Origin of the sequence: Micromonospora sp. DH13 (assembly GCF_020873825.1) — a bacterium.
GTDB lineage: Bacteria > Actinomycetota > Actinomycetes > Mycobacteriales > Micromonosporaceae > Micromonospora > Micromonospora haikouensis.
Window position 1 is genome coordinate 1 of record NZ_JAHWGR010000005.1, and the last position, 24,093, is coordinate 24,093.

At 74.7% G+C, this 24,093-nt stretch carries 20 protein-coding genes; 11 read left to right on the forward strand and 9 right to left on the reverse strand.

Going from position 1 to position 24,093, the window contains the following annotated elements; all coding sequences use genetic code 11:
- Nucleotides 1-876 precede the first annotated feature (876 nt).
- Both LPA42_RS06225 and LPA42_RS06230 read left to right on the forward strand, forming a co-directional pair.
- The gene (locus tag LPA42_RS06225) at nt 877-1,395 is read left to right on the forward strand and encodes a nucleoside deaminase (RefSeq protein ID WP_077935316.1); all 519 of its coding nucleotides are present in this window, start codon (nt 877-879) and stop codon (nt 1,393-1,395) included.
- Between the two features lie 172 nt (nt 1,396-1,567).
- Nucleotides 1,568-3,067 carry a cellulose binding domain-containing protein gene (locus tag LPA42_RS06230; protein ID WP_077935315.1) on the forward strand — a complete coding sequence of 500 codons (1,500 nt, stop codon included), beginning with the start codon at nt 1,568-1,570 and terminating at the stop codon, nt 3,065-3,067.
- Nucleotides 3,068-3,241: 174 nt separating this feature from the next.
- Here the strand turns inward: LPA42_RS06230 and LPA42_RS06235 are convergent, their stop codons facing one another.
- Nucleotides 3,242-4,588 (reverse strand): helix-turn-helix domain-containing protein, encoded by a 1,347-nt coding sequence (locus LPA42_RS06235; protein ID WP_158229352.1) that lies wholly within the window; start codon nt 4,586-4,588, stop codon nt 3,242-3,244.
- A 252-nt stretch (nt 4,589-4,840) separates the two neighbouring features.
- Between LPA42_RS06235 and LPA42_RS06240 the strand changes: the two genes are divergently transcribed.
- Together LPA42_RS06240 and LPA42_RS06245 are read left to right on the forward strand one after the other, a co-directional pair.
- The gene (locus LPA42_RS06240; protein ID WP_077935313.1) at nt 4,841-5,404 is read left to right on the forward strand and encodes an NUDIX hydrolase; all 564 of its coding nucleotides are present in this window, start codon (nt 4,841-4,843) and stop codon (nt 5,402-5,404) included.
- Between the two features lie 17 nt (nt 5,405-5,421).
- A complete protein-coding gene (locus LPA42_RS06245; protein WP_077935312.1) occupies nt 5,422-6,603 on the forward strand; it encodes an MFS transporter in 1,182 nt (393 codons plus the stop codon).
- Nucleotides 6,604-6,695: 92 nt separating this feature from the next.
- Here LPA42_RS06245 and fdhD read toward each other — a convergent pair whose 3' ends face one another.
- The 3 genes from fdhD to LPA42_RS06260 all read right to left on the reverse strand — a co-directional run bounded on the left by fdhD (nt 6,696) and on the right by LPA42_RS06260 (nt 8,892).
- On the reverse strand, nt 6,696-7,577 hold the full coding sequence (fdhD, locus tag LPA42_RS06250) for a formate dehydrogenase accessory sulfurtransferase FdhD (RefSeq protein ID WP_077935311.1): 882 nt from the start codon (nt 7,575-7,577) through the stop codon (nt 6,696-6,698).
- A gap of 166 nt (nt 7,578-7,743) precedes the next feature.
- Complete coding sequence (locus LPA42_RS06255; protein WP_077935310.1) at nt 7,744-8,211, reverse strand: hypothetical protein; 468 nt, start codon at nt 8,209-8,211, stop codon at nt 7,744-7,746.
- Nucleotides 8,212-8,307: 96 nt separating this feature from the next.
- Nucleotides 8,308-8,892, reverse strand: coding sequence for a flavoprotein (locus tag LPA42_RS06260; protein ID WP_228986405.1), 585 nt, complete (start codon nt 8,890-8,892; stop codon nt 8,308-8,310).
- Nucleotides 8,893-9,246: 354 nt separating this feature from the next.
- Between LPA42_RS06260 and LPA42_RS06265 the strand changes: the two genes are divergently transcribed.
- The 3 genes from LPA42_RS06265 (at nt 9,247) to LPA42_RS06275 (ending at nt 13,204) form a co-directional block, all read left to right on the forward strand.
- The gene (locus LPA42_RS06265) at nt 9,247-10,437 is read left to right on the forward strand and encodes a hypothetical protein (protein ID WP_228986406.1); all 1,191 of its coding nucleotides are present in this window, start codon (nt 9,247-9,249) and stop codon (nt 10,435-10,437) included.
- Nucleotides 10,438-10,505: 68 nt separating this feature from the next.
- Nucleotides 10,506-12,617: a tetratricopeptide repeat protein gene (locus LPA42_RS06270; RefSeq protein WP_077935306.1), complete on the forward strand. Its 2,112-nt coding sequence runs from the start codon at nt 10,506-10,508 to the stop codon at nt 12,615-12,617.
- Nucleotides 12,614-13,204 (forward strand): flavin reductase family protein, encoded by a 591-nt coding sequence (locus LPA42_RS06275; protein ID WP_077935305.1) that lies wholly within the window; start codon nt 12,614-12,616, stop codon nt 13,202-13,204. The genes LPA42_RS06270 and LPA42_RS06275 overlap by 4 nt, the downstream gene beginning before the upstream one ends.
- Here the strand turns inward: LPA42_RS06275 and LPA42_RS06280 are convergent.
- Nucleotides 13,191-16,100: a LuxR family transcriptional regulator gene (locus tag LPA42_RS06280; RefSeq protein ID WP_077935304.1), complete on the reverse strand. Its 2,910-nt coding sequence runs from the start codon at nt 16,098-16,100 to the stop codon at nt 13,191-13,193. The two genes, LPA42_RS06275 and LPA42_RS06280, sit on opposite strands and share 14 nt — an antisense overlap.
- 223 nt (nt 16,101-16,323) lie before the next feature.
- Between LPA42_RS06280 and LPA42_RS06285 the strand changes: the two genes are divergently transcribed.
- The 3 genes from LPA42_RS06285 (at nt 16,324) to LPA42_RS06295 (ending at nt 18,446) form a co-directional block, all read left to right on the forward strand.
- Nucleotides 16,324-16,923, forward strand: coding sequence for a molybdenum cofactor guanylyltransferase (locus tag LPA42_RS06285; RefSeq protein WP_228986407.1), 600 nt, complete (start codon nt 16,324-16,326; stop codon nt 16,921-16,923).
- A complete protein-coding gene (locus LPA42_RS06290) occupies nt 16,920-17,174 on the forward strand; it encodes a DUF6457 domain-containing protein (protein WP_077935307.1) in 255 nt (84 codons plus the stop codon). Before LPA42_RS06285 ends, LPA42_RS06290 begins: the two co-directional genes overlap by 4 nt.
- A gap of 117 nt (nt 17,175-17,291) precedes the next feature.
- Nucleotides 17,292-18,446 carry a hypothetical protein gene (locus tag LPA42_RS06295; protein WP_077935302.1) on the forward strand — a complete coding sequence of 385 codons (1,155 nt, stop codon included), beginning with the start codon at nt 17,292-17,294 and terminating at the stop codon, nt 18,444-18,446.
- Nucleotides 18,447-18,569: 123 nt separating this feature from the next.
- Here LPA42_RS06295 and LPA42_RS06300 read toward each other — a convergent pair whose 3' ends face one another.
- On the reverse strand, nt 18,570-20,459 hold the full coding sequence (locus tag LPA42_RS06300; protein ID WP_228986408.1) for a beta-propeller domain-containing protein: 1,890 nt from the start codon (nt 20,457-20,459) through the stop codon (nt 18,570-18,572).
- 66 nt (nt 20,460-20,525) lie between these two features.
- Nucleotides 20,526-20,981, reverse strand: a complete 456-nt coding sequence (locus tag LPA42_RS06305) for an Lrp/AsnC family transcriptional regulator (RefSeq protein ID WP_043960922.1) — start codon at nt 20,979-20,981, stop codon at nt 20,526-20,528.
- Nucleotides 20,982-21,040: 59 nt separating this feature from the next.
- On the opposite strand from LPA42_RS06305, the gene ddaH reads away from it, so the two are divergent.
- Complete coding sequence (gene ddaH / locus LPA42_RS06310) at nt 21,041-21,874, forward strand: dimethylargininase (protein ID WP_368665501.1); 834 nt, start codon at nt 21,041-21,043, stop codon at nt 21,872-21,874.
- 75 nt (nt 21,875-21,949) lie between these two features.
- Here the strand turns inward: ddaH and LPA42_RS06315 are convergent, their stop codons facing one another.
- Nucleotides 21,950-23,155 carry an ABC transporter substrate-binding protein gene (locus LPA42_RS06315; protein ID WP_077935298.1) on the reverse strand — a complete coding sequence of 402 codons (1,206 nt, stop codon included), beginning with the start codon at nt 23,153-23,155 and terminating at the stop codon, nt 21,950-21,952.
- A 78-nt stretch (nt 23,156-23,233) separates the two neighbouring features.
- Nucleotides 23,234-24,031 (reverse strand): S9 family peptidase, encoded by a 798-nt coding sequence (locus tag LPA42_RS06320; protein WP_077935297.1) that lies wholly within the window; start codon nt 24,029-24,031, stop codon nt 23,234-23,236.
- Nucleotides 24,032-24,093: the final 62 nt, after the last annotated feature.

Consider the following 24,093-nt stretch of genomic DNA (forward strand, 5'->3'; position numbering starts at 1 on the left):
GCGCCGGCAGCAGCGGACGGACAAGTCCCGCCAAAGGCACAAAGCCAGTCAGGGTTAGAGTCACATCTACTGCCACCAGGCATCAGCCCATCACCTTCCGAGCCGACACGGCTAGCCTCACAGTCAGGCTTGATCCCTCCGCGGGCGGGCCCCGGCGAACCCCTGACGCGGCCCCGGTCCGCATGATTGCGCCGGGCTCCACCCGCCTCTGACCGGTCGACCCGCTCGCCGGTCGGTCGGCGACGCTCCCCGGGGCCCGCCCGCTCCGGCTCGCTTCTCAAGCGGTAGATCTTGGTGGGAAACGGCCCCTCTGGGGGCCGAAATGCACCAAGATCTATGCGTGGCTCGGATTCATCGTCTGTCTGAGAGGGGGGCGGTGGCTGTTGCTGCGCGTTTGTCTGTCGCGGAGTGGTGTCGTGTTCTCAGGCTTTGTGGCACACCCGCATCGATTCGGTTCCGTCGTATGCTGTGCGCGGCCCGAAGCGGCCGAGAATGGTGTGAGGCAGCAGTCGATCTTGCGCAGGCAAGTGAAGGAAGACTGCACGCTTGATCTTCAGTGCTCCAGGCCAAGAAGGCTGCTCCCCGCGTAGGCGGGGGTGGTCCCACCGTGGTGGAGCTGACCCCCTCAGCGCCTTCCTGCTCCCCGCGCACGCGGGGGGTCCCATTTCCCGGGTCATCGCCACCGCCTGGACGTCCTGCTCCCCGCACGCGCGGGGGTGGTCCGGGCGTCGCAGGGGGTTGGTGTGTGTGCTCTTTGCCCCTGCTTTGCGCCCCTGCTCCTGTCGGTATCCCACGCATGGCGTTGGTGCAGGTCGGTGTGGACGGCCTGTTGGCTTGTATCCGGTGTAGAGGGTCGTCGATCGATAGGGTTCGAGGATGACTCCGGACGAGTTGGTAGGGGCCGCGCTGAAGGTCGCCGAGGAGGGGCTGGCTGCCGGCGAGCAGCCCATCGGGGCGGTGGTGCTGCTGGGCGACGAGATCATCGGTCGGGCGTACACGCAGGAGCGGACGAGCGGGCGGCGACTCGTGCACGCCGATCTGCTCGCCATGATGCAGGCCGACGAGGCGTTGGGCTGGCGTCGCCGTCCGTACCCGGTGCGACTCGCGGTGAGCCTGGAGCCCTGCGTGATGTGCCTGGGTGCGGCCATGGCGATGAGGGTGGACGAGTGTTACTTCGCGTTGGAGTCGCCGAGTGACGGCGGGGCCGCGCTGGCGGCTGCCTGGCGGCCGAGCCCCGACCTGCCCTGGTTCGCCCCACCGAAGTTGTTCGGCGGCATCCGCCGCGAGGAGAGTCGCAGTCTCTTCCGCCGCTACTGCGAGACCGCCCCGGAATCCGGCGCGCGCCGTTGGGCCCAGTCCCTCCTGACCGTGTCGTCGCCCTCGGTGGGTCCTTGATCGTCTGCTGAAAGGTGAGACGACGCACCGGCGGGAGTGTCTGAAAACGACAGACGATCATGAAAGTGCTCGTCGGGTGAGCCGTGGAGGCGGCCGGCAGGACGGGCGGCAGGAGCCTCCTGCCGCCCGTCCTGCCTGGTTCGGGCGTACCGTCGTGGGTTGACTCTCAGTCATGAAACGAACCTGGAAGGTGACCTCTCGCCTCCTCGCCGCAGGGGTCCTCGCCGGTGCCACGGCGTTGGCCGGCCCGGCGGCGGCCCCCGCCTCCGCGCAGGCCGCCCCCGCCCCGGGGGCGGGCGGCACGACGATCCTCGACCTGATCCCGGGCGGCACCCGGGACCGGATGATCGCGCAGGTGCCGCTGGTCGACGCGGCGACCGGGCTGCGGGCCGCCGTCGAGCGCGCCCCCTCGCGCGGGTACGCCGGGATCGGGCTGGTCGGCGACCACGTCACGCTCTGGTGGAAGGGCAACCTCCCGGCCGACGTCGCCTCGGCCGTCGCCGTCGCCCGCCGGATCGCGCCGGTCGAGGTCGCCAAGGCGGCGTACGCCAAGACCGAGCTGGCCGCCGCAGCCGCGCGGATCGCGCCCGTGGTGGACGGCGACGCGCGCGACTCGGCGCACGACGTGCGGTTGCGTACCGATGGTTCGGGCATCGAGATCGCCGTCGACGACGCCGACGCGGCGCTGCCGAAGCTGCCGGCGACCGGGGTGCGCACCACGATCGTCGAGCGGGACCCGCTGGTTCCCCGCTCGCGTGAGGACGACTCCGCGCCCTGGAACGGCGGGGCCCGGATCTGGAACGACTCCGGTGCCGGCTGCACCGTCGGCTTCGGCGTGCGCGAGGTGGCGACCGGCACCAACCACCTGCTCAGCGCCGGGCACTGCGGCTCGGTGGGGTCGCAGTGGAGCGACGGTCAGGGCGAGCCGATCGGCGTGCAGACCCACAAGAACACCGACCACGACACGATGCTCATCAGCACCCCGTCGGCCGGCGGCTGGCTCTACGTCGGCGGCTCGAACGACGAGGTGAAGGCCCGGGTGGTCGGCTGGACCGAGGTGTTCCCCGGCCAGATCCTCTGCCAGTCCGGGGCGACCTCGGCCTGGGAGATCGGCGTCCCGGTCTGCGACCTTGAGGTGCAGTTCCACTACGACGACCGGGAGGACCTGGTCGAGGCCACCCAGCTCGACGGCGACGAGTCGGCCCGCAGCGGTGACAGCGGCGGCCCGGTGTACGCCGTCAACGCCAACGGCACCGTCCTGGCCGCCGGCACCACGACCCGCTCGGCGGGGCCCGGGTTCGGGTTCCAGGACTTCGCCACCGCCCGGGACGACTTCGGCGACATCGTGCCGGTCACCGGGGCGGCCGCTACCTGCCGGGTGTCCTTCGCCGTCGTCAACTCCTGGGGCACCGGCTACGAGGCGGCCGTCACCGTCTACAACGACGGCCCGCAGGTCACCGGCTGGAACGTGGGTTGGACGTTCGGCGGGAGCCAGGTCGTGCAGGGGCACTGGAACGGCGTCTTCCAGCAGACCGGCGCGACCGTCACGGTCAGCAACGAGAACCACAACGCGACGATCGCGTCCGGTGGCTCGGTGAGCTTCGGCTTCACGGCCGACGGGGCCCCCACCAACCCGGCCCCGTTCGCCCTGAACGGCGCCACCTGCTCCTGACCTCAGCTTCCCACCACGGGCGGGTCCCATCGGGCGGGCACCCGGTGGGACCCACCGCTCTGCCGTCCACGCCCAGCATGCCGAGCTGAGCCCACCGCGCCCGCCTGCGTCGCGCCCGCCCGGGTGTGAGAAGGGGACCCTTCTCTACCTCAGGCGTTAACAGGGGGCCCTTCCTTACTCCTCCAGCGCGAGGCGTTCGCGGGCGTAGATGCGGGTCAGGCCGTGGAAGGTGTACCGGTCGCCCCGGGGCAGCAGCAGGCCGGCGTCGACCAGCTCCTCGGCGGCGGCCGCCGCACTCTCGACGTCGACGTGCGTGACGGCGGCGAGTAGGCCGGCGTCGAACTCCGCCCCCGGCACGAGGGACGCCCGCCGGAAGACCCCGGCGATCGTCGCGCCGAGCCGGCGGTACGACACATCGAACGTCGCCCGGACGTCGAGGTCCCCGGCGGTCAGCGCGGTCAACCGGCGGCGTGGGTCGGCGAGTTGGGCGACGAGTTGGCCGACGGGCCAGCCCGGCCGGCTGGCCAGCCGGTTCCCGGCGACCCGGATCGCCAGCGGCAGCCGGCCGCAGAGTTCCACCAGTTCGGCCGTGCCGGTCGGGTCGGCGGCCAGCCGGTCCTCGCCGGTGATCGAGGCGAGCAGCCGCCAGGCGGCATCCGGGGCGAGCAGCCCGACGGGGACGCGGACGGCGCCGGTGAGCCCGGTCAGCGGTCGCCGGCTGGTGACCAGGGTCAGGCAGTGCCGCCCGGCCGGCAGGAGCGGGCGTACCTGGGCCTCGTCGGCGGCGTCGTCCACCACGATCAGCAGCCGCCGGTCCCGGGTGAGGGTGCGGAACAGCCGGCCGCGCTGCTCCGGCTGACCCGGGATCGCCTCCTCGGGCACTCCGAGCGAGCGCAGCAGCCCAGCCAGCGCCTCGGCCGGATCGACGATGCCGGCGAACGCACCGCCGGTCCGCCCCGTGTCGACTCGCCCGGTGTCGACCCGCGCGCCGTCGGCCCGCCCGGTGTCGGTGGGCGCGGTGCCGTGCAGGTCGAGGAAGAGTTGGCCGTCGGTGAACGCGGTGCCGAGGCGGTGGCCGGCGGCGACGGCGAGGCTGCTCTTGCCGGTGCCGGGCGGGCCGTGCAGCACGACGACGGAGGCGGTCGTGGCGCTGCCGTCGGTGACTCCGGTGGTGAGCCGGGCCAGCACGGTGAGTTCGGCCTCCCGGCCGACGAGGTTCGGCACGGCGGCGGGTAGCTCCGAGGGGAGCACCGGGGCCGCGGCGACGACCCCTGGGTCGGGCTGCGGGCGGTGCCCGGCGCGGGCCAGCCCGACGAAGCGGTCGCGGTCCGCGCCCGCCAGGCCGAGCGCGTCGGCGAGCAGTGCGACCGTACGACGTTGGGGTGTGCGGACCCGGCCGCGTTCCATCTCCCGGATGGTGCGGACGCTGGAGCCGGACGCCTCGGCCAGCTCCTCCTGGGTGAGGCCGCGGGTGTCCCGCAGCGCCCGGAGCCACTGCCCGAAACCAGCGCGATGCTGCATGCCGACGCGCATGTCCCCCCACAACCGCTGACACGTCTGCGCTCACTGAGCGTGTGTCGATCGTGGCACGGCGCGATGGGGCGACGATATCCACAGTGGCGTGAGCATCGCCATAACAACTGGTGAGTAACCGGCCGCCACCGCCGGCCGCCGCCACCGCCGGCCGCCGCCGCGTGCGGATAGGTCCACCTGCGACGGACTCCGGCTCGATACGATGACCCGTTCCGGATCCCGGCACCGCAGGAGCCGCACATGCACCACACCGCACCGGCGCCGATCGCGGCACTGCTCGCCGGCTACCGGCCGCGCACCGCCGCCGAGAGCGCCGACGTGCGCCGGGTCCTGGACCTCGTGGCGGCCGGTGACCCCTGGTCCCGTGAGCTGCCGCTGCACGTCACCGCGTCGGCGTTGGTCGTCCATCCGCCGACCCGGCGCGTGCTGCTGCGGTGGCACGTCCGGATGCGGTCCTGGTTGCAGATTGGCGGCCACGGGGACCCCGGCGAGCGCGACCCGCTCGACGTCGTGCTGCGCGAGGGGGCGGAGGAGACCAGCCTCGACGACCTGGTGTGCTGGCCGGACGGCGCGGTCCGGCAGGTGGTGGTCCTGCCCGTGCCGGCCAGCGCCACCGAGCCCGCCCACGAGCACGCCGATCTGCGGTTCGTGCTGGCCACCGGGCAACCCGAGCGGGCCCGGCCCGAGCAGCCGGCCGCCGCGCTGCGCTGGCTGAGTCTGCCCGAGGCACATGCCCTCACCGCCGAGCCGAACCTGCGCGAGCTGTTCGCCCGCGTCGAGGAGTTGCTCGACCAGCACGGTTGACCCTGCGAAGGAACCCCTTGAGCTATCTCGACCTGCTCCGCCGCTCGTCCGTCGCCCGGTTGCTGCTGGCCGCCGTCGTCGGACGCCTTCCCACCTCGATGGTCGCGCTGGCGTTGACCCTGACGCTGCGGGAACACGGCATCGACTTCCGGTTCATCGGGGCGGCCCTGGCGGCACTCACCGTGTCCCAGGCGGTCGGCGGCCCGGTGTTGAGCCGGCTCGTCGACCGGCGGGGCCAGACCTCCGTGCTGGTGCTCGCCGCGGTGGCGTCGTCGGCCGCCGTGGTGGCGGTGGCGCTGCAACCCGACAACCGGGCCGTGGTGCTGGCCGGCATGGCGGTGACCGGCTTCGCCACGCCGCCGTTGGAGCCCTGCCTGCGTGTGCTGTGGCCCGGGCTGGTCGGGCCGGAGAACCTGCAACGGGCGTACTCGCTGGACTCGGTCGGCCAGGAGATCATCTTCGTGGCCGGCCCGGTGCTGGTTGCCGCGACCGTGGCGGTGTGGTCGCCTGCCGTGGCGCTGGTGCTGACGGCTGCGCTGTGCCTGGCGGGCACCGCGCTGTTCGCGTCGTCGGGGCCGTCGCGGTTCTGGCGGGGCGCCCCCGGCAACGCCGGGCTGCTCGGCCCGCTGCGCAGCCCGCTGCTCGTGCTGCTGCTGGTCGGCGTGGGAGCCACGGTGGTGCCGATCGGCGCTCTCAGCATCATCATGGTCTCGTACGCGGAGCAGCGCACCGTGTGGGGCGGTGCGAGCATGCTGCTGGGTGTTTCCGCTGTCGGAGCGCTGGCCGGCGCGCTCGTCACGGGTCGCGTCCGGTGGAAGAGCACCGCCACGAGCCGGGTCATCGTGTTGAGCGCCTGTCTCGGCGGGGCCTACCTGCTGGTCGCGTCGCTGGCGCCGGTGTGGGCGATGGTGGTGATCGTGTTCGTCGCCGGGTTCTTCCTGCCGCCGTTGCTGGTCATCGCGTTCTCGCTGATCGACGAGCTGGCGCCGCCCGGGACGATCGTCGAGGCGTTCGCGTGGCTGGTGACGCTGTTCGCGATCGGGTCCGGGTGCGGCGCGGCCATCGCCGGCGCGGTGCAGGACCAGTCGGGTACGCGGGCGGCTGCCGTGGCGGTCGGCGGCCTGGCCTTCGTCGGCACCGCCGTGCTCGCGCTGTTCCGCCGCGCCCACCTGGCCCGCGCCCGGGTGGCGGCGACCTGATCGATCCACGGGGTGCGGAAGAGCCGGCGCGCGGCAAGAGCACCGCCGCGCTCGGTGTGGCGACGCACGAGGTCGCCAGGGCCTGCCCTTTGTCAGCCCCCGCTGACGCTGGTCTGGTCCACCGGCCCGATCCGGTGGGCGCCCGTGTAGACGTTCATGGTCCGGCCGCGCAGGAAGCCGACCAGGGTCATGCCCGCCTCCTCGGCCAGGTCACCGGCCAGGGTGCTGGGGGCCGAGACCGCCGCGAGCAGCGGCAGCCCGGCCATCCACGCCTTCTGGGTCAGCTCGAAGCTCGCCCGGCCGGAGACCAGCAGCAGGTGCCCGGCCAACGGCAGACGGCCCTGCCGGACGGCCCATCCGACGACCTTGTCGACGGCGTTGTGCCGGCCGACGTCCTCGCGTAGCACCACCAGCTCCCCGTCGCCGGTGAACAGCCCGGCCGCGTGCAGCCCGCCGGTGCGGTCGAAGTGGCGCTGGGCGGCACGCAGCCGGTCCGGCAGCTCGGCCAGCAGGGCGGCCGGCACGGTGAGCGGGTCGTCCGCGACGGCGTACGGCGAGCGGGTCCGCACCGCGTCGATGCTGGCCTTGCCGCAGACCCCGCAGGAGCTGGTGGTGTAGAAGTTGCGGGTCGGGTCGGCGGCCGGCTCGGGCACGCCGGGGGCGAGCACCACGTCGACCACGTTGTAGGTGTTCGGCGTGTCCGGGCCGGCGCAGAGCTGCGCGGTGCGCACGTCCGCGTCGCTGCGAATCAGCCCCTCGGTGAGCAGGAACCCGATCGCCAGGTCCAGGTCGTCGCCAGGGGTGCGCATGGTGACCGCCAATGGCCGCCGCCGGCCCGGCCCGGCGGGCCCGACCCGGATCTCCAGCGGCTCCTCGACGGAGAGGCTGTCCGGTCGGCGGGTCGCGACGCGGGCCGGGTCGGCCGTGTCGAGGTCGATCCGCAGCACGTTCCGCCGGTCAGTCGCCCGTCCCATCCCGCCATCCTGCCTGACCGGCCGCCCCGGCGAGGTCGCGGACCCTGGCCGCCGCCTGTTGCGGCCGCGCCGGAGAGGAGGCCGGTGCCGACGAGGCGCAGACCGTGGCCGGCTGACCCACCGGCCGGCCACTGGCCAGCGCCCCGACGGGACTCAGGGTTCGGGTTCAGACGTTCGGTGACTGGCCGAGGTCCACACCGCTGACCGCGCCGATCGAGTTCACCGGACTGCTATGGGTGAGGGTCCGCCCGAAGCACACCGACCACGAGTTCGCCCCGACCCCCGACGACGAGCAGACCCAGTCGCCCAGGTAGGCGCCCGAGGAGGTGTACAGGTCCATCGCTGCTGTCACGGAGTAGAGGCTGGATCGGTTGTTGCGCACGATGACCGCCGCCTGCACGGCTCCCCCGCCTGCCGACCTGATCGCGCAGACCTGGGCGAGCACGTTGGTGACCACCGTCTTGGTGGCGGCGCAGTGCCACGTGCTGGGGCTGGAGGTGATCGGGTTCGTGTTGCCGTAGGCCCGCCAGGAGCCTGACTCCGTGGCCGCGGCGGGGCCGGCGGTCGCCACGCTCAGCCCGACGACAGCGGTGGTTGCGGCCGTCAATTGCGCGGCCATCCGTGCGATTCCCATGTCGATCCCCTTCTGGCTGCGAGACGAAAGGAACAGGTCGAAGCCTAGTGGGGAATTCCCGATTGTGGTGAGACGCACTTTTTACATTGACTTTACTTAATGACCTTGTTTGTCGGTCGGCTCCTCGGAGTCGCCGGCCAGGATGCTCTCCAGCCAGCTCACCACGAGTTCGGCCACGGCGTCCGGCGGGGGCATGGCGATGCCGAGGGCGTTCTCCCGTCGCCACAACTCGAAGATCACCCGCTCCTGCGGTTCGACGACGGTGTGGCCCTCGTCGCGCAGCGCCTCCACGTGCCGCCGGGTGGTCTTCTTCGTCCACATCGACCTGTTCATGCTCGGGAAGAAGATCGCCGGGCGTTCGCTGGCCAGCAGGGCGGTCTGCGCAGGGGTGCCGGCCAGGCCGAGTGCCGCGGCGGCGATCGTGGCGGCGGTCGCCGGCAGGACCACGATGCCGAGCGAGCGCCGGGCGAACTCGGTCGGGTTCAGCGCGGGGTCGCCGCTGGCGTACACCTCGTCGGCGTACCAGGCGGCGACCTGGGGCTGCACGAACCGCTCGGCGCTGGCGGTGAGCAGCACCCGCAGCGGCAGGTCGATCTCCTGGCGCAGCCAGGACAGGTAGCCGGAGGCGGCCATGGCGGCGCTGGAGCCGCAGATGATCACCGAAAGCGCGTCGTCTCGCATCCGGACAGCGTCGCGGCGCGGCGACGCCGGGGACATGGGGGAACGGCCCCATCTTCGCCCCCGCCGCGGAGCGGGAGTTTGGGTGTCGCTCCCCATGCCGCCGGGCGCGCCCGGCTGGCAGGTTCGTCCTCAGCCGGCCGCCCCAACGACCAGCCGGCCGAGGAGGTGAACGGAAATGAAGAAGATCACGATCCGCAAGACGGGCTCCATCAAGCTCACCACGTCGGCGCCGCTGTACTGCACCGACTGCTGCTGACCGGTCCGGCCGTCCCGGCTCCCGAGCCGGGACGGCCGTCGCCGGGTCCACCCCTGGGAGGCCACCCCGAAAGGCCCGGTCCACGCGCTGGAGGAGCGATGTCAAGCACCCGCCTGGAGTTCCATCCGCTCACCTACGTGCCGGAGCGGGACGGGGTGACGGTCGGCCGGGTCGACGCCACGTCCTTCGCCCTGCTGCCCGAGGACGGCGTCGCGCTGCTGCGCCGGCTCGCCGACGGGATGCCGGTCGGTGAGGCGGAGCAGTGGTACCAGCGCACCTTCGGCGAGCCCGTCGACATGGCCGACTTCGTCGACACGCTGCGCGAACTCGGCTTCGTCCGCGCCGACGGGGAACCGCCGGCCACCGCGCCGAAGGTACGCTTCCGCCGGCTCGGCCGGGCCGCCTTCTCCCCGCCGGCCTGGGCGGCGTACGCGCTGATCGTGGTCGCCGCCGCCGTGGCCATGGTGTCCCGGCCGGAGCTGCGACCGCACGCCTCGAACGTGTTCTTCGTCCCGTCGCTGCTGGCCGTGCAGCTCGGGCTGGCCCTGTGCCAGTCGCCGGCCATCCTGTGGCACGAGTGGTACCACCTGCTCGCCGCCCGCCGGCTCGGCCTGCCGACGAAGATGCGGGTCGGCCGCCGGCTCTACTACGCGGTGGTGGAGACCGAGCTGGACGCCCTGCTCACCGTGCCGGCCCGGCAGCGTTACCTGCCGATGCTGGCCGGGCTGCTGGCCGACGCGGTGCTCTTCGGCGCGCTGGTGCTCGTGGCCTGGGCCGGCCTGTCCGACGGCCTGTCCTGGCCGGGGCGGCTCGCGCTGGCGGTGGCGTACACCGTGCTCCTGCGGATGTCCTGGCAGTGCTACGTCTTCCTGCGCACCGACCTGTACTACGTGGCGACCACCGCGCTGGGCTGCACGAACCTGGACGAGGTGAGCCGCGCCTGGCTGCGCGACCGGCTCGCCTGGCTGCCCGGGGTGCGCCGGCCGGACCTGGCCGACGCCGACTGGTCCCCGCGCGACCGGCAGCTCGCCCCCTGGTTCGCGCTGATCACCTGCGGGGGAGTGGCGGCACTGCTGATCACCGTCACCCTGTGGACCGCGCCGCTGGTGCTGGAGTTCGCCTCCCGGGTCTTCACCGCCCTGGCGCACGGTTCGCCCACCGGCCCCGGCTTCTGGGACTCGGTCGGCTCGCTGCTGCTGGTCGCGTTCGAGATCGTGCTGCTGCCGCTGCTCGCCGGGCGTACCCGACGGCGGCCCGCCCCCGCCACGGAGCCGGCAGCGGCCGGCTGACGGCCCCGCCCGGCCCACCTCCCCCGACACCCACCGCGAACAAGGCCCACCAAGCGAGGAGCAACGGCATGACTGCACATCAATGGCGGATCGGGCCGGCGCCGGTCGACGGCGAGCAGGTCGATCTCGCGGTCGACTCGCACCGGGGCCTGCGCGGCCCCTACACCGGGCTGGGCAGCGTGCTGCGGCAGCTCGTGCCGCAGGCGTACGAACGCTGGCCCGACCTCGTGCAGCGGCACCTGACCGAGATCCTGTCGGCGGCCCCGGAGCTGCGCGGGACGCTCGACGCAGCCCCCGAGACGCTCACCTCGTTGGCGGTGCCCGAGGAGCGGACCCGGATCTATCCGGCCAACCGCACCCGCCGGCTGGCCCACGGCGCGACGGAGTTCCTCGCCGGGTACGCCACCCGCGCCGGCCGCCTCCCGCTGCGGCTCGCGTTCGACCGGGTGGACCAGGCGGACCCCACCGACCAGGAGTTCCTGGCCATCTTCCTGCGGCGGGTGCGACCCGACGTGGTGCGGGTGCTCGTCGGCACCGACGGCGCACCGCTGGAGCCGGAGCTGACCGGTGCCCTCGACCGGTACGCCGACCGGCTGCCGGAGCTGCCCCGCGCCGCCAACCCCGCCGGGCGCGGGCCGGAGGCGCTGCTTCGGGCGTACGTCGACGCCGACGGCACCTCCACCGACCCGGCGGAGTCGGCCGCGTACCGGCAGGCCGACCCGCAGGTGCGGGCGGCGTTGCACGACGCGCGCGCCGCGCTGCTGCGCGAGCGGGGCGAGTGGAGCCTGGAACTCGGCGCGATCCCCTGGCACCTGGAACGCGGCAGCGACCCCGCCGGGGCCGGCGCGGAGGCGCTGTACGAGGCGGCGCGGCACTGCGGCGCGCTGGGCTACTACCACGCGGTGATCGACTACGGGACCCGTGGCCGGGCGATCGTCGACCCGGACACGCAGATGGAACGGTTCTGGCTGCTCAGCACGCGGGCGAGTTCGGCCATGGTGGTGCTCGGCCGCACCGTCGAGGCGGAACCGACGTACCTCGACCTGCGCAGCCGGTACGCGGACCCCGAGCTGCAGATGTCCACCGGGTACGCGCTGGCGATGCTCTACACCCGTTTTCATCCCGAGGAGCTGAAGGACCACCACCTGGCCCGGGGCTACATCAACAACTCCATCGCGCTCGCCTCGCTGCTGCCCGACCCGCAGAAGCGCGCCTTCCACTCGGTGTTCCAGAACAACGGGCTGGCGCTGATCGAGATGCGGCTCGGCCGGGTGGCGGCGGCGCTGCGGCTGGTCGACGACGGGCTCGACCGGCTCGACCGCGAGCTGCCCGGCGACAAGCACCGGCTGCACCGCTCGGTGCTCGTGCACAACCGGGGCAAGGCGTACCTGGCCCTGGGCCGCCTGGACGAGGCCCTCATCGACCTGACCCGGGTCATCGAGCTGGACCCGAACTACGCCGACTACTACTTCGACCGGGCCGACGTGCGGCGGCGCCTCGGCGACCTCACCGGCGCGGTCGCCGACTGCGACACGGCGATCAGCCTGTCGCCGCCGTTCTTCGAGCTGTACTACAACCGGGCCGACCTCAAGGCCGAGCTGGGTGACGTGGCCGGGGCGATCGCCGACTTCGGCTACGTGGTGGAGCTGGAGCCCGACCAGCTCGACGCCCGGGTGAACCTGGTCAGCCTGCTGCTCGACGACGGGGCCGTCGACGCCGCCCGGCCGCACGTCGAGGAGGGCCTGCTGCGCCACCCCGCCGACGCCCGGCTGCTGCACCTGCGGGGTGTGCTGGCGCTGGCCGACGGGGCGGAGGCGGAGGCCCGCCGCTACCTCGACGAGGCGCTGGCGGCCGACCCGGGGCTGGTCGCCGCGCTGGCCAGCCGGGCCGCCCTGGCGTTCGACGGCGGGGACCACGGGAGGGCCGTCGCCGACCTGACGGCCGCGCTCGCGGTGGACGGCGACAACCCGGACCTGCTCTACAACCGGGGGTTCGTCCACGAGGCGGCGGGCCGGTGGGCGGAGGCGGTCGCGGACTACGGCCGGGCGCTGGAGCTGCCCGGCGCGGACCGGGCGGAGCTGATCGGCCGCCGCGCCCGCTGCCAGGCGGAACTCGACGGGACGGCCGCCGGAGGGCCCGGCGGGGCAGCGGGGCGGCCGGACCTGGCCGGCGCGCGATGACCACCGTGGTCCCCCGGCACGCGGTGACCGGACCGGAGCGGGCCACCCCCGCCGACGGCGCGGGGCCGGACCGGGCGGCTCCGCGCGGGTCGGGCCCGGAGCGGGCAACCCCCGTCGGCGGGCCGGAGCTGCGGGAGTTCATGCGCAGCTGGGCCACCGGCGTGGCGGTGGTCACCAGCCGCGCGGCCGGGCACCCCGTCGGCTGCACCGTGAACGCGTTCACGTCCGTGTCCCTGCATCCGCCGCTGCTCCTCGTCTCGCTGGCCCGGACCAGCCGCACCCTCGCCGCGATCACCGCCGAGGGCGGGTTCGCGGTGAACCTGCTGGGCCGCCGGCAGCGCGCACTGGCCGACCGGTTCGCCACCGGCGCCGTCGAGGACCGGTTCGCCGGGGTGGCGCACCGTGCCCTCGACGGGATGCCGCTGCTCGACGGGGCGATGGCGGCGGCCGTGTGCGCGGTGACCCAGCTGATCGCCGTCGCCGACCACGTGCTGGTGCTCGGCTCCCCGTACTGGTGCGAGGCCACGGACGACGCCGACCCCGCCGTCTTCCTCGGTGGCCGCTACCGGACGGTCAGTCCGGCCTGACCTCCTCGCGGACCCGGGCGGCGTATCGGTTCAGCGCCGCCCGGTTGGCCTGCTCGGTCTTGGCGATCAGGCTCGCCACGTGCTTCTCCACCGTGCGTGGGGAGATGAACAGCTCGCTGGCGATGCTCCGGTTGTCGGACCAGTCCGCCATGAGCTGGAGCACCTCGTATTCCCGCTCGGTCACCCCGATCATCCGCAGCGGCTGCGGGACCTGGCTGTCGGTGCGCCGGTGCGGCACCACCACCCCGAGGTCGCGCAGCTGGGCCCGGCAGGCGCGGGCCGGTGCCGGCACCCCCGCCAGCCGGAAGTATTCCTCCGCGCCGCGCAGCCAGTCGACCGGCTCACCCCACCGGTCCGCGTGGGCGCAGGGCGCGACGAGCCGCAGGCCGAGGTGGAGCGCCACGGGGTGGGCGGGGGTCCGGCGGAGGGCCGCCACCGTCGCGCCGGCCGCCTCCCGGTCACCCCGCCGCCCCAGCAGCACCGCCCTCGCCAGCAGGGCGAACTGCCGGTTCCAGTGCAGCCGCCCGGCGGGCGTGCCACCGGCGTCGTCGCCGAGCCGCCGGTCGGCGTCGCCGGGCAGCACCGCCAGGAGCAGGGCCAGCCCGTGCTGGCCGGCGAGCGGATAGGGCGCGGGACAGCCTGCGTCGTACGCCGCCGCCCGGTCCAGCTCCCGGCGCGCCCGCGCCGGGTCCTCCTCCAGCAGCGCGCACACCGCCGCGGCCATGCCGTGGGCGAGGGCCGCCACTCCCGCGCCGTCGCCCGACAGGCCGGTCAGGGCCGCGTCCAGCTCGTGCCGTCGCCCCCGGTGCCCCGCGCAGACGGCCCGGACGAGCGACAGCAGCGGCGCGGACTCGCCCAGCCCGAGCCGCTGCGCGTCGGTCGTGCACTCCTCGACGAGCCGTTCGGCCTCGGCGTACTCGGCCCGCAGCGCGTGGTCCCAGGCGAGCCGGACGTCGACCGCGTGGCGCAGCGCGTGGGCGCCGAGCTGCCGGGCCCGTTCCGCGCTGCGGGCCAGCGCGTCGGCGTCACCGGTGAGCAGCCACCGCTGCTCGGCGAGCAGGGCGGCGGCCCGGGTGCGCCACAGCGGCAGGTGGTGCCGCTCGGCGATCCGGCGCATCCGGGTGAAGCAGGGCTGGGCCCCCTCCGGCCTGGTCCGGCGGGCCAGCACCCCCCGCGCCTGCCAGCTGAGGCAGGCGACGCCGGGCAGCCCGGCGCTCTCCGCCGCCGCGGCGGCACGCGTGGCGAGCCGGGTGGCCCGCCCCGGGGCGTCCAGGCCCAGGTGGGCGGCGACGGCGTCGACCGGCGCGGTCTGCCGCTCGGACGCGCCGGGGCCGAGCAGCGTCCGGGCGGAGTCGAGCTGCGCGGCGGCGTCGGTACGCCGCCCGGCGAGCAGGGCGAGCCGGGCGAACAGGACGTGTACGGCCGCCAGCCGCTCGGGCGGGACCGCCGGGTGGCACAGGTCGTCGAGGCTGTCGAGCAGCCGCAGCCCGCGTCCGGCCTCGCCGCTCTCCAGCAGCGCGCACAGCAGCTCGTGCAGCACGTCGGCGCGCAGCGCGACGTCGACCCCCGTCGCCGCCAGCCGCCACGCCCCGTCGAGGGTCTCGGCGGCCGACCGGAGCCGCCCGGCGTTGAGGTCCCGGCGACCGGCGAGGGCGAGCAGCCGTACGGCGCCAGGCACGTCGCCCGCCAGCCGGGTGAGCCGGGCCGTGAACCGGCACCAGTCCCCGGGCAGGCCCGGGTGCAGCTCGTTCACCGCGTCCACCGCCTGGTGTGCCAGAGCGGCCCGGTCGGTGGGGGTGAGCTGGCCGAGCAGGGCGACGGCGGTGGTCATGGTGCGGAACGCGTACCAGTCGTGGTCGCCGCCCTCGGCGGTGACGAGTCCGGCCGTGACCGCCGCGCGCAGGTGTCGGAGCAGGTCGTCCTGCCCCATCTTCAGCGCCAGGCCGAGCACGGAGACCGGGAACCGCTCGCCGATCACGGCCGCGGCGGTGAGCAGGTGCCGTCCGGCGGGGCCGAGCCGGTCGGCCTGGTCGGTGACGCTGCGCCGCACGGTCGGCGGCACCTCGGTGCGGACGCCGTCGACCAGCCGGCACCCGTCGCCGTGCACCGCCAGGTTGCCGCTGTCGAGCATGGCGTGGAGCAGCTCCGCCGCCAGGAACGGGTTGCCGGCGCTGTCGCGGCAGAGCCGGTCGAGAACCGGCTCGGCGATCCGCTCGGGGGCGAGGCCCAGCCGGGACGCCACCAGCAGGCGCACGGCGCGCCGGCTCAGCGGTTCGAGGCGCAGGACGGTGCCGCTGCACCGCCGGCCCAGGGCCTGCGCAAGGTCCCACGCCGGCCCCGGCTCGGCGCGGAGGGTGGCCAGCAGCAGCACGCCCTGGTCGGCGAGGTTGTCGGCCAGGTACTCCACCACGGCCAGGGTCGCCGGGTCGGTGTCGTGCAGGTCCTCCAGGGCGAGCAGGCAGCCCCGCCCGGCCCCGGTGACCGAGAGCAGCCGCAGCACCGCCTCGGCGAGCAGCACGGGCGACGGTGGACCCGCCGTCCCCACCGACAGGTCCTGGGGGATGAGCCTGCCGAGGGCGGACCGGTAGGGCCGCAGGCTCGCGTGTTCCAGGGCGGGCTCGGTGCGGGACAGGGGGGCGAGCGCCTCGGTCAGGGGGCGCAGGGCCACCGCCGGGCCGGTCGAGCCGGCGCGGCCCACCAGCACCGCCATGCCGGCCTGCCGCCCGTGCTGCGTCGCCTCCAACGTCAGCCGGGACTTCCCCAGGCCGTCGCCGCCGACCACGAAGATCGCGCCGCCGCATCCCAAGCGGGCCTGGTCCAGCGCCTCGCGCAGCAGCGCGCGTTCGGAATCCCGGCCGACCAGGACGGGCAGCTCGGTGTGGTCACCTGCTGGCATGTGGCACCTCCGTCCACCTCGAAGAACGTCACGCCCGGCTGAAGGAGCGGTCGTGATCGGCCGGACCCGACGAGTGGGGCGGACTTCGAAACGTAACGTTCCTGAGTCGTCACTTTAGGAAGTAAGCAACAAGATTTACAGGCCCGCCGGATCGACCTGCGGCGCTCCGCCTGTCGACTGCGCGACATGCCCCCTCGGCCCCACCGGGCGGTACGGTGGCCGCGTGGGGGACTGGGCGGCGGTCGTGCTGGCGGGCGGGGCCGCGCGCCGGATGGGCGGCGTGGACAAGCCCGGGGTGCCGGTCGGCGGCCGGCCGATGCGCGACCGGGTGCTCGACGCCGTCGCCGACGCCGACGTCCGGATCGTGGTGGGCCCGGCCGGCCCGGTGCCGCCGGGCGTCCGGTCGACCCAGGAACGCCCCCCGGGAGGCGGGCCGGTGGCCGCCGCCGCGGCCGGCGTGTCCCTGCTGCCCGTCGGCACGACGACCGTGGCGCTGCTCGCCGCCGATCTGCCCCTGCTCACCCGCGACGCGGTACGCCTGCTGCGCGAGCAGCTCGCCGACCCGACCGTGGACGGGGTGTGCCTCGTCGACGGCGACGGCCGGCGGCAGCAGCTCTGCGGGGTGTGGCGGGTCGCGCCGCTGCGGGCCGCGTTCGGCCGCCTCGCCTCCGCCCGGGGCGGCTCGCTCGGCGGCGCGGCGGTGCGGGTCCTGCTCGCCGGGTTGACGGTGCGCGACGTGCCCTGGTCCGGGACGGGCCCGCCGCCCTGGTTCGACTGCGACACTGACGAGGACGTACGCCGGGCGGAGGGGTGGACACGTTGACGACGCTGGAGGACTGGGTGACGGCGGCCTGCGCGGAGCTGGGCCTCGACCCGGCCGAGGTGCCGGTGCCGGTGGTGCTCGACCTGGCCCGGGACGTCGCGCACCAGGTGCTGCGGCCCGGTGCGCCGGTCTCCGCGTACCTGCTGGGGGTGGCCGTGGGACGCGGGGCCGATCCGGTCGCGGCGGCCGACCGGCTCAGCGCGCTGGCGGGCGGTTGGCCGGTCGAGCTGGGGGAACGGCCCCCGGCCTGACGGCTGCCCCGGCCCCGGCCTGACGGCTGCCCCGGCGCGTCGATGTCCGATCCCGGTCCGGCCTGATCCGGGTTCCGGGCGGCCTGGGTAGGGTGACCGCAACGGACGGAGGCGATCATGACGGTAGGCCACCCCTCGACGCCGGCCTCGGACCCGCCCGGCGGCACCCCCGGGCACGACGGCGAGCCGGAGCACGGCGGCCCGTCGGCGTCCGGCGGCCCGTCGGAGCACCAGCACGAGTCGATCCTGCTGGACGAGCCGACCACGGCCGACCTGCGGGCGAAGGTGACCCAGGCGTGGCGCGAGTTCGCCCGGGCGCTCGCCGAGCGGCTGCGGGAGCTGCCCGCCGGCACGCACGTCGAGCTGACCCTCGACCCCACCGCCTCCGGCACGGGCGACGCCATCTACTCCATCAGCATCGACCTCGCCGACGACGGCCGGCTCTCCGCGTGGGCCGTCGGCAACGCGACCCTCCCGCAGGGCTACCGGCTGGACCGGGCGGCCGTCGCCGACATGGTGGCGCTCGGCTGGTCCCCGCCCGGGGTGGTCGAGGGCTCCGGCGAGCACTTCGGGCTGACCGGCGACACCACCGAGGCGACCCGGCTGGCCGCCCTTCTCTCCCGCACCCTGCGGGACGTCTACGGGGCCCCGCACCCGGCGTTCCTGGTCTATCTGGTGCACGACGCCGAGGGCGGGCCCGTGCCGATGGAGCCGCTGGGCACCGCGCGCAGCGAGTTCGGCCCGGACCAGGACGTCGAGGCGGACCTCGACGAGGCGCTGGCCGCTGCCCAGGGGCCGCGCACCGACGTGCTGGCCCTCGCCGAGCAGGTGCGGACCGTGGTGTCCGCCATGCTCAAGTCCGACTCCGACAAGTTGCAGGTCGACTCCGACGGCGACATCAACATCCGGGCCGGATCGGCGATGGTCTTCGTCCGGGTCCGCGACAACCCGCCGCTGGTCGACGTCTTCTCGCCGGTGCTCACGGAGGTCGAGCCCACCGAGCGGCTCTACGTGAAGCTGTCCGAGCTGACCAACCGGATGCCGATCGGGCGGCTCTACTGCGCCGACGACACGGTCTGGGCGTCCATCCCGGTCTTCGGTCGCGACTTCCAGGCCACCCACCTGATGCTGGCCGTGCAGGTGATGACCGGCCTCGCCGACGAGCTGGACGACCGGCTGCACGGCGAGTTCGGCGGGAAGCGGTTCTTCGGCGAGGGCGACAAGCCCGGCCGGCGGGACCAGGGCGAGCACCGCACCGGCATGTATCTCTGAGACCGCCGGCAGGGCTCTCCGCGGCCGGCTGACCTCTGCCGCCCGCAGGGCTCCCCCGACGACGCGGAGGCGGGTGGGGCCCGGTCGGCCCGAGTGCCGGGCCCCACCCGCCGGCTCGGAGGGTCAGGTCGCCGGGAGCCAGGCGATCCTGACCGGCCCGGCGACGCCGGCCGGGTCGTCGGCCCGCAGGCCGGCGTCGGAGACGGTCCAGAGGACGCCGCCGACCAGCAACGACCGGCTCACCGGGGCGCGGCCGGGGTGGGTGACCGTGCCGGCCGGCACGATGGTCGCCCCGGCGACCCGCAGCAGGAGCAGCCCGCCGTCGTGGACGGGGAGCGCCACCAGCCCCGTCCCGGGGTCGTACAGGAAGGCGTGCGGGTCGAACTCCACGGCCGAACCGGCTCCCGGCACGTGGTGGCGGGCCAGCCGGGTGGGCCGGGTCGGGTCGGCGACGTCGAACAGCGAGACCTGGAGGCCCTGCGCCCGCCCGTCGGCGTCCGCCTCCTGGCCGACCCCGAGCAGCCGCCCCGGCCCCGCCGGGTGCAGGTACGCCGAGTACCCGGTGATCTTCAGCTCGCCGGTGACCCGGGGCGCCGCCGGGTCGGTCAGGTCGAGCGTGTAGAGCGGGTCGGTGCGCCGGAAGGTCACCACGTGACCGGTGGGGCCGAGGTAGCGCACCGAGTGGATCCGCTCGCCCCGGCCGAGGCCGGTGACCGCGCCGACCCGGGTCAGCAGGTCGCCCCGCCGGGCCAGCACGTACACCCCCGACTCGGTCGTCGGGCGGGACCACCGGTCGTCGCCGCTGGTGGTGGCCACCCGCAGGTGGCCCTGCCACTCCGACAGGGCGTACTGGTCGAGCAGCGTGCCCGGCACGGTGCCGGCGGCCAGGTAGCGGGGGCGGCCCGGCGCGCGGGTGTCGAACTGGTAGATCGCGGTGCCCGGGTCGCGTCCGGCCGGCCCGCCCCAGCCGCGCGGCCGGAGCTGGCCCGGCCGCTGCCGCTGCCCGGCGAGGTAGAGGCTGCCGGCGGTGCCGTAGACGGTGTCCGCGTCGCCGGCCACGCTCACCGGGTCGCCGTCGCCGAGGCGGCCGGCGGCCAGGTCGAAGCTGAGCACGGTCAGCAGGGCCGTGCCGGTGGTGTCGGCGGTGGCGGCCAGCCGGTCGCAGCCGACCCGGCCGCCGCCGCGCCGGTCGCCCTCGGTCCAGTCGTACGCCGGCAGCCACGCGTCCAGGTCGGCCCGGCCGATCGCCGCCCGGTTCGCGGCCAGCCGCTGCGCCTCGGTGGACTCGTCGCCCGGCTCGGGGAGGACCAGCCGGGCCTCGGAGCGGACCACGACCCGGGCCGTCGGGCCGGTCAGCCGCGCGTCGAGCAGGCTCCCGTCGATCCGGTACGTCCCGATCAGCGCGGGCCGCCCGGCCAGGTCCACCAGGAGCAGCCTGGCCCCGGTGGGCCCGCCCGCCGGCCGGCGGGCCGACGTACCGTTCGGGAGCATCGGCGTGCTGCCCCGGAGCAGCACCAGCGCCCGGTCGCCGTGCAGCAGCAGGCTGCCGTCCCCCGGCCCGGGTCGCGCGTCGTCGCCGGTCAGGTCCAGCCGCCCGCTCGTGCGCCGGGTGGCCGGGTCGACGACCCGCAGCACGCCCCCGGTGACGGTGACGATCCGCCGGCCGTCGGTCTTGACCAGGTCCGGCTCGTCGGCGCCCGGCTCGTGGACGTTGGTGCCGGAGTGCTCCGGCGTCGCCCGGGCACCGTCTCCCGCCCTCGAAAGCGCCAGCGGCTCGCCGGCCCCGCCCGTGGCGAAGCCGGTCCGCCAGCCGGGCTGGAAGCCCCAGGGCCCGACCGAGGCGGAGGCGGCGGCGCGCAGCCGGGCCAGCGCGTCGGCGCAGGTGTCGAAGGAGACCAGCCGGGGCGCGGCGGTCGGCGGCGCCGGCTGCGGGGCCGGCCCCGCGGGGGCGCTGCCGGCGAGCAGGGTCAGGGCGGCCAGCGTGCCGACGGCGGTGACGGTTGCCCGGGTCATGCCGCTTCGACGCCGCGTGCCCGACTCCGGTTCCCGCGCCGCCCGAGCGGCTCAGGCCGGCGTCCCTCAGGTGGAGGGGCCGACGCCGGGGGACTCGGCGAGGCGGGAGAGCACGATGGTGCTGCGGGTGGAGGTCACGAACGACTCGGCGCGCAGCCGTTCGAGGGCCTCCTCCAGGTGCGAGATGTCCGCCGCGCGCAGGTGCACCAGCGCGTCGGCCTCCCCGGAGACCGTGTACGCCCCGACCACCTCCGGATGCCGGCGCACGGCCACCCCGATCTGGGCGGGGGTGGTCCGCCCGGCGCAGAACAGCTCGACGAAGGCCTCCGTGGTCCAGCCGACGGCGGCCGGGTCGACGACGGCCGTGAATCCCCGGATCACCCCGGCGGCGCGCAGCCGGTCCACCCGGCGCTTGACGGCCGGGGCGGAGAGCGAGACCCGGCTGCCGATGTCGGCGTACGAGGCGCGGGCGTCCGCCACCAGCAACGCAATGATTCGCTGATCCACCGCGTCTATCTGCAACGTTCCGCCCTCAGGAAGCAATGGTTGTGGCTGTTACCAAGGTTCAAGGCTACCTACTCTTGGTTTCCGTGAACCAGCACCGGATCCCCAGAAAGCGGACATATCTCATGTGTTCGCCCGAGCATTTCGCCGTCGCGTACGCGATCAATCCGTGGATGGACGTCACCACGCCCGTCGACGCGGCGCTGGCGGTCAAGCAGTGGGACCGGCTGCGCGAGACGCTGCTCGGCCTCGGCCACGACGTGCACCTGCTCACCCCCGAGGCCGGCCTGCCCGACATGGTGTTCGCGGCCAACGGCGCGTTCGTCGTCGACGGGACGGTCTACGGCGCCCGGTTCAAGCACGAGCAGCGGGCCGCCGAGGCCGCCGCACACCGCGCCTTCTACGAGGAGCGGGGCTGGCACTTCATCGCCCCGAACGAGACCAACGAGGGCGAGGGCGACTTCGCGTACCTGCCGGAGGCGCACGGCGGGCTGGTCCTCGCCGGCCACGGCTTCCGCACCGAGCTGCCGGCGCACGCCGAGGCGCAGGAGGCGCTCGGTCGGCCGGTGGTGTCGCTGCACCTGGTCGACCCCCGCTTCTACCACCTCGACGTGGCGTTGGCCTCGATCGACGACGGGAACGTCGTCTACTACCCGGGCGCGTTCTCGGCGGCCAGCCAGCGGGTCCTCGCCCAGCTCTTCCCGGACGCGATCGTCGCGGACGACGTCGACGCCCTGGCGTTCGGCCTGAACCTGGTCAGCGACGGGGCGAACGTGGTCCTGAACAGCGAGGCGTCCCGGCTCGCCGGCAAGCTGAAGGCGGCCGGCTACACCCCCGTGCCGGTCGAGTTGACCGAGGTGCGCAAGGGCGGCGGCAGCGTGAAGTGCTGCATCGCGGAACTGCGCGACTGACGGGCGCGACCCACCCGCGTACGGGCCGGTCCCACCTGGGGGTGACCGGCCCGTGCGGTGTCGTCGGGCGGGCGGTCAGCCGAGCGTGGCAAGCTCGTTGATCAGGACGTTGGAGAGCACCTGACCGTCGCGCTGCACCTTGCGCAGGTACCACTTCTGCTGGGGTGTTCGTGGCTGGTTGAACTGCCATGCCCCGCGCGGGCTGTCGATCTGGCCGATCTTGCCCAGCGCCAGGTTGACCTGCTGCGGGGTCGGGTCGCCCCCGGCCAGCCGGATCGCCTTGTCCAGCACCTGCGCCGCGTCGTACGACGCCATCGCGTAGGTGGTCGGGGACGCGCCGTGCGTCTTGCGGTACGCCGAGGCGAAGGTGCGGTTGGCGGTGTTGTTCAGGTCGGCGGAGTAGTTCAGCGCGGTCACGATGTTGCGCGCCTCCACCTCCTGCACCTCGTCGAGCACGGTGCCCTCGGTGAGGAAGCCGGGCGCGTAGATCGGGCCCGTCCACCCCTCGCGGTAGAGCTGCTTGATGAACTGCACCGCCGCCGGCCCGGCGAAGTGGCAGAAGATCGCGTCCGGCTGGCGGGCCAGGGCGGTGCGGATGTCGGCGGTGTACGCGGTGCCGCCCGGCGTGCTGCTGGTGTCGGTCCAGATCACCGGGTCGGCGATCCGGGGATCGCCCGTTCCGGCGGTGCTGAACTGGGCCTGGAGCCCTTGGATCACGTCGCGGGAGCCGAGGTTGTCGGGGGCGATGATGGCGACCCGACTGCCGGTGGGCAGCCGCTGCGCCATGTACGGGCCGATCGCCCGGCCCGGCTCGTCCAGCACGTAGGAGGTGCGCCAGATGTAGACGACGCTCTGGAGGCTCTTCGGCGAGGCGTTGGAGCCGACCAGCGGCACCCGGGCCTTCTCGACGGTGTCCCGGATGCCCACCATGACGGCCGAGTTGACCACGCCGGTGAGCGCGAGCACGCCCTGCTTGAGCAGGCTGTCGACGGCCGCCTTGCCGGTCTTGGCGGTCTCACCCTCGTCGGCGGTCACCACCGTCACCGGATGCCCGCCGAGCTGCTGGCCGTTGAGGGTGAGATAGAGCTGGAAGCCGTTGACGATCTCGTCGCCGATGGCCTTGAAGCCACCGGTCTGCGGTGCGATGAGACCGATCTTGACCGGCTTGCCGGTGGGGGCCGCCGGCCCTTCGTCGCCGTCCGTGGCGCAGGCGGCGGTCAGGCCCGTGGTACCGAGGGCGGCCAACAGTTGGAGTGCCCGCCTGCGGTTCATCTGGGACACCGAGTTCCTTCCGGGAGCTGAGCAGGGCCGATACCGTCCCCTCGGCGTTCTACCCGTTCGGCGACGCTGCGTCAATGTTCAGTGATCAAAGTGCAAGGTTCGCAGCCCACGGGCCACCTCCGGCCAGGCGGCGGACTCGGGATCGATAAGACCGAAATGCTCGCATTCGGGAAGCTCCACGAGCGTCACCGGGCCGCCGGCCGCCCGCGCGGCGGCGGCATATGACCGGCTCACCCCCACCGGCACCTGCCGGTCCAGCAGGCCGTGCAGGATCACCGTCCGTGTCGGGGCGGGCACCAGCAGGCGGGGGTCGGCGGCGGCGTACCGCTGCGGGTGCTCCGCCGGCCCGCCGCCGAGCAGCGCGGCCACCGCCCCGCCGTCCAGGTCCAGCCGGTACGCCTCGGCCAGGTCCGCGACCGGGGCGAGCGCCAGCACCCCCGCCACCGTCCCCGGTGCGGTGGCGGCGGCGTACAGGGCGAGATGGCCGCCGGCCGAGTGGCCGACCAGCAGCGGCGGCCCCGGGCGCAGCCGGTCGCCCATCACCGGCCCGGCCAGCCCGGGCAGCGCGGCGACCCCCGCCAGCACGTCCGCGAGGGTGCCCGGCCAGCCGCCGCCCGGCTGTCCGGTGCGCCGGTACTCCAGCTGGGCCACCGGATAGCCGAGCGCGGCCAGCGCCGCCGCGAGCGGCCCGGTGTGGCCGCGGTCGTACTCGGCCCGCCAGAAGCCGCCGTGCACCACCACGACCAGGGGGAGCGGCGGGCCGTCCCCCGCCGGGCGGCGCAGGTCGGCGACCTGGTCCGGGTGCCCGCCGTACGCGACGGTGGCGTCCGGCGCGGGGGCGGGGCGGTCGAGCACGGAGCGCGGGTCGGCGGGCATGCCGGCGACGGTAGCGCGGCAGAAGGCCCCGAGGGTGCCCGGTCGGGGAACACCCGCGACCG

What these genes read in the sequence shown, in the direction of transcription:
- LPA42_RS06265 (WP_228986406.1), top strand. Translation starts at nt 9,247, where the DNA reads ATGTCAAGCACCCGCCTGGAGTTCCATCCGCTCACCTACGTGCCGGAG.
- LPA42_RS06225 (WP_077935316.1), top strand. Translation starts at nt 877, where the DNA reads ATGACTCCGGACGAGTTGGTAGGGGCCGCGCTGAAGGTCGCCGAGGAG.
- LPA42_RS06270 (WP_077935306.1), top strand. Translation starts at nt 10,506, where the DNA reads ATGACTGCACATCAATGGCGGATCGGGCCGGCGCCGGTCGACGGCGAG.
- fdhD (WP_077935311.1), bottom strand. Translation starts at nt 7,577, where the DNA reads ATGGGACGGGCGACTGACCGGCGGAACGTGCTGCGGATCGACCTCGAC.
- LPA42_RS06295 (WP_077935302.1), top strand. Translation starts at nt 17,292, where the DNA reads ATGACGGTAGGCCACCCCTCGACGCCGGCCTCGGACCCGCCCGGCGGC.
- LPA42_RS06240 (WP_077935313.1), top strand. Translation starts at nt 4,841, where the DNA reads ATGCACCACACCGCACCGGCGCCGATCGCGGCACTGCTCGCCGGCTAC.
- LPA42_RS06235 (WP_158229352.1), bottom strand. Translation starts at nt 4,588, where the DNA reads ATGCAGCATCGCGCTGGTTTCGGGCAGTGGCTCCGGGCGCTGCGGGAC.
- LPA42_RS06255 (WP_077935310.1), bottom strand. Translation starts at nt 8,211, where the DNA reads ATGGGAATCGCACGGATGGCCGCGCAATTGACGGCCGCAACCACCGCT.
- LPA42_RS06280 (WP_077935304.1), bottom strand. Translation starts at nt 16,100, where the DNA reads ATGCCAGCAGGTGACCACACCGAGCTGCCCGTCCTGGTCGGCCGGGAT.
- LPA42_RS06230 (WP_077935315.1), top strand. Translation starts at nt 1,568, where the DNA reads ATGAAACGAACCTGGAAGGTGACCTCTCGCCTCCTCGCCGCAGGGGTC.
- LPA42_RS06260 (WP_228986405.1), bottom strand. Translation starts at nt 8,892, where the DNA reads ATGCGAGACGACGCGCTTTCGGTGATCATCTGCGGCTCCAGCGCCGCC.
- LPA42_RS06320 (WP_077935297.1), bottom strand. Translation starts at nt 24,031, where the DNA reads ATGCCCGCCGACCCGCGCTCCGTGCTCGACCGCCCCGCCCCCGCGCCG.
- LPA42_RS06275 (WP_077935305.1), top strand. Translation starts at nt 12,614, where the DNA reads ATGACCACCGTGGTCCCCCGGCACGCGGTGACCGGACCGGAGCGGGCC.
- LPA42_RS06300 (WP_228986408.1), bottom strand. Translation starts at nt 20,459, where the DNA reads ATGACCCGGGCAACCGTCACCGCCGTCGGCACGCTGGCCGCCCTGACC.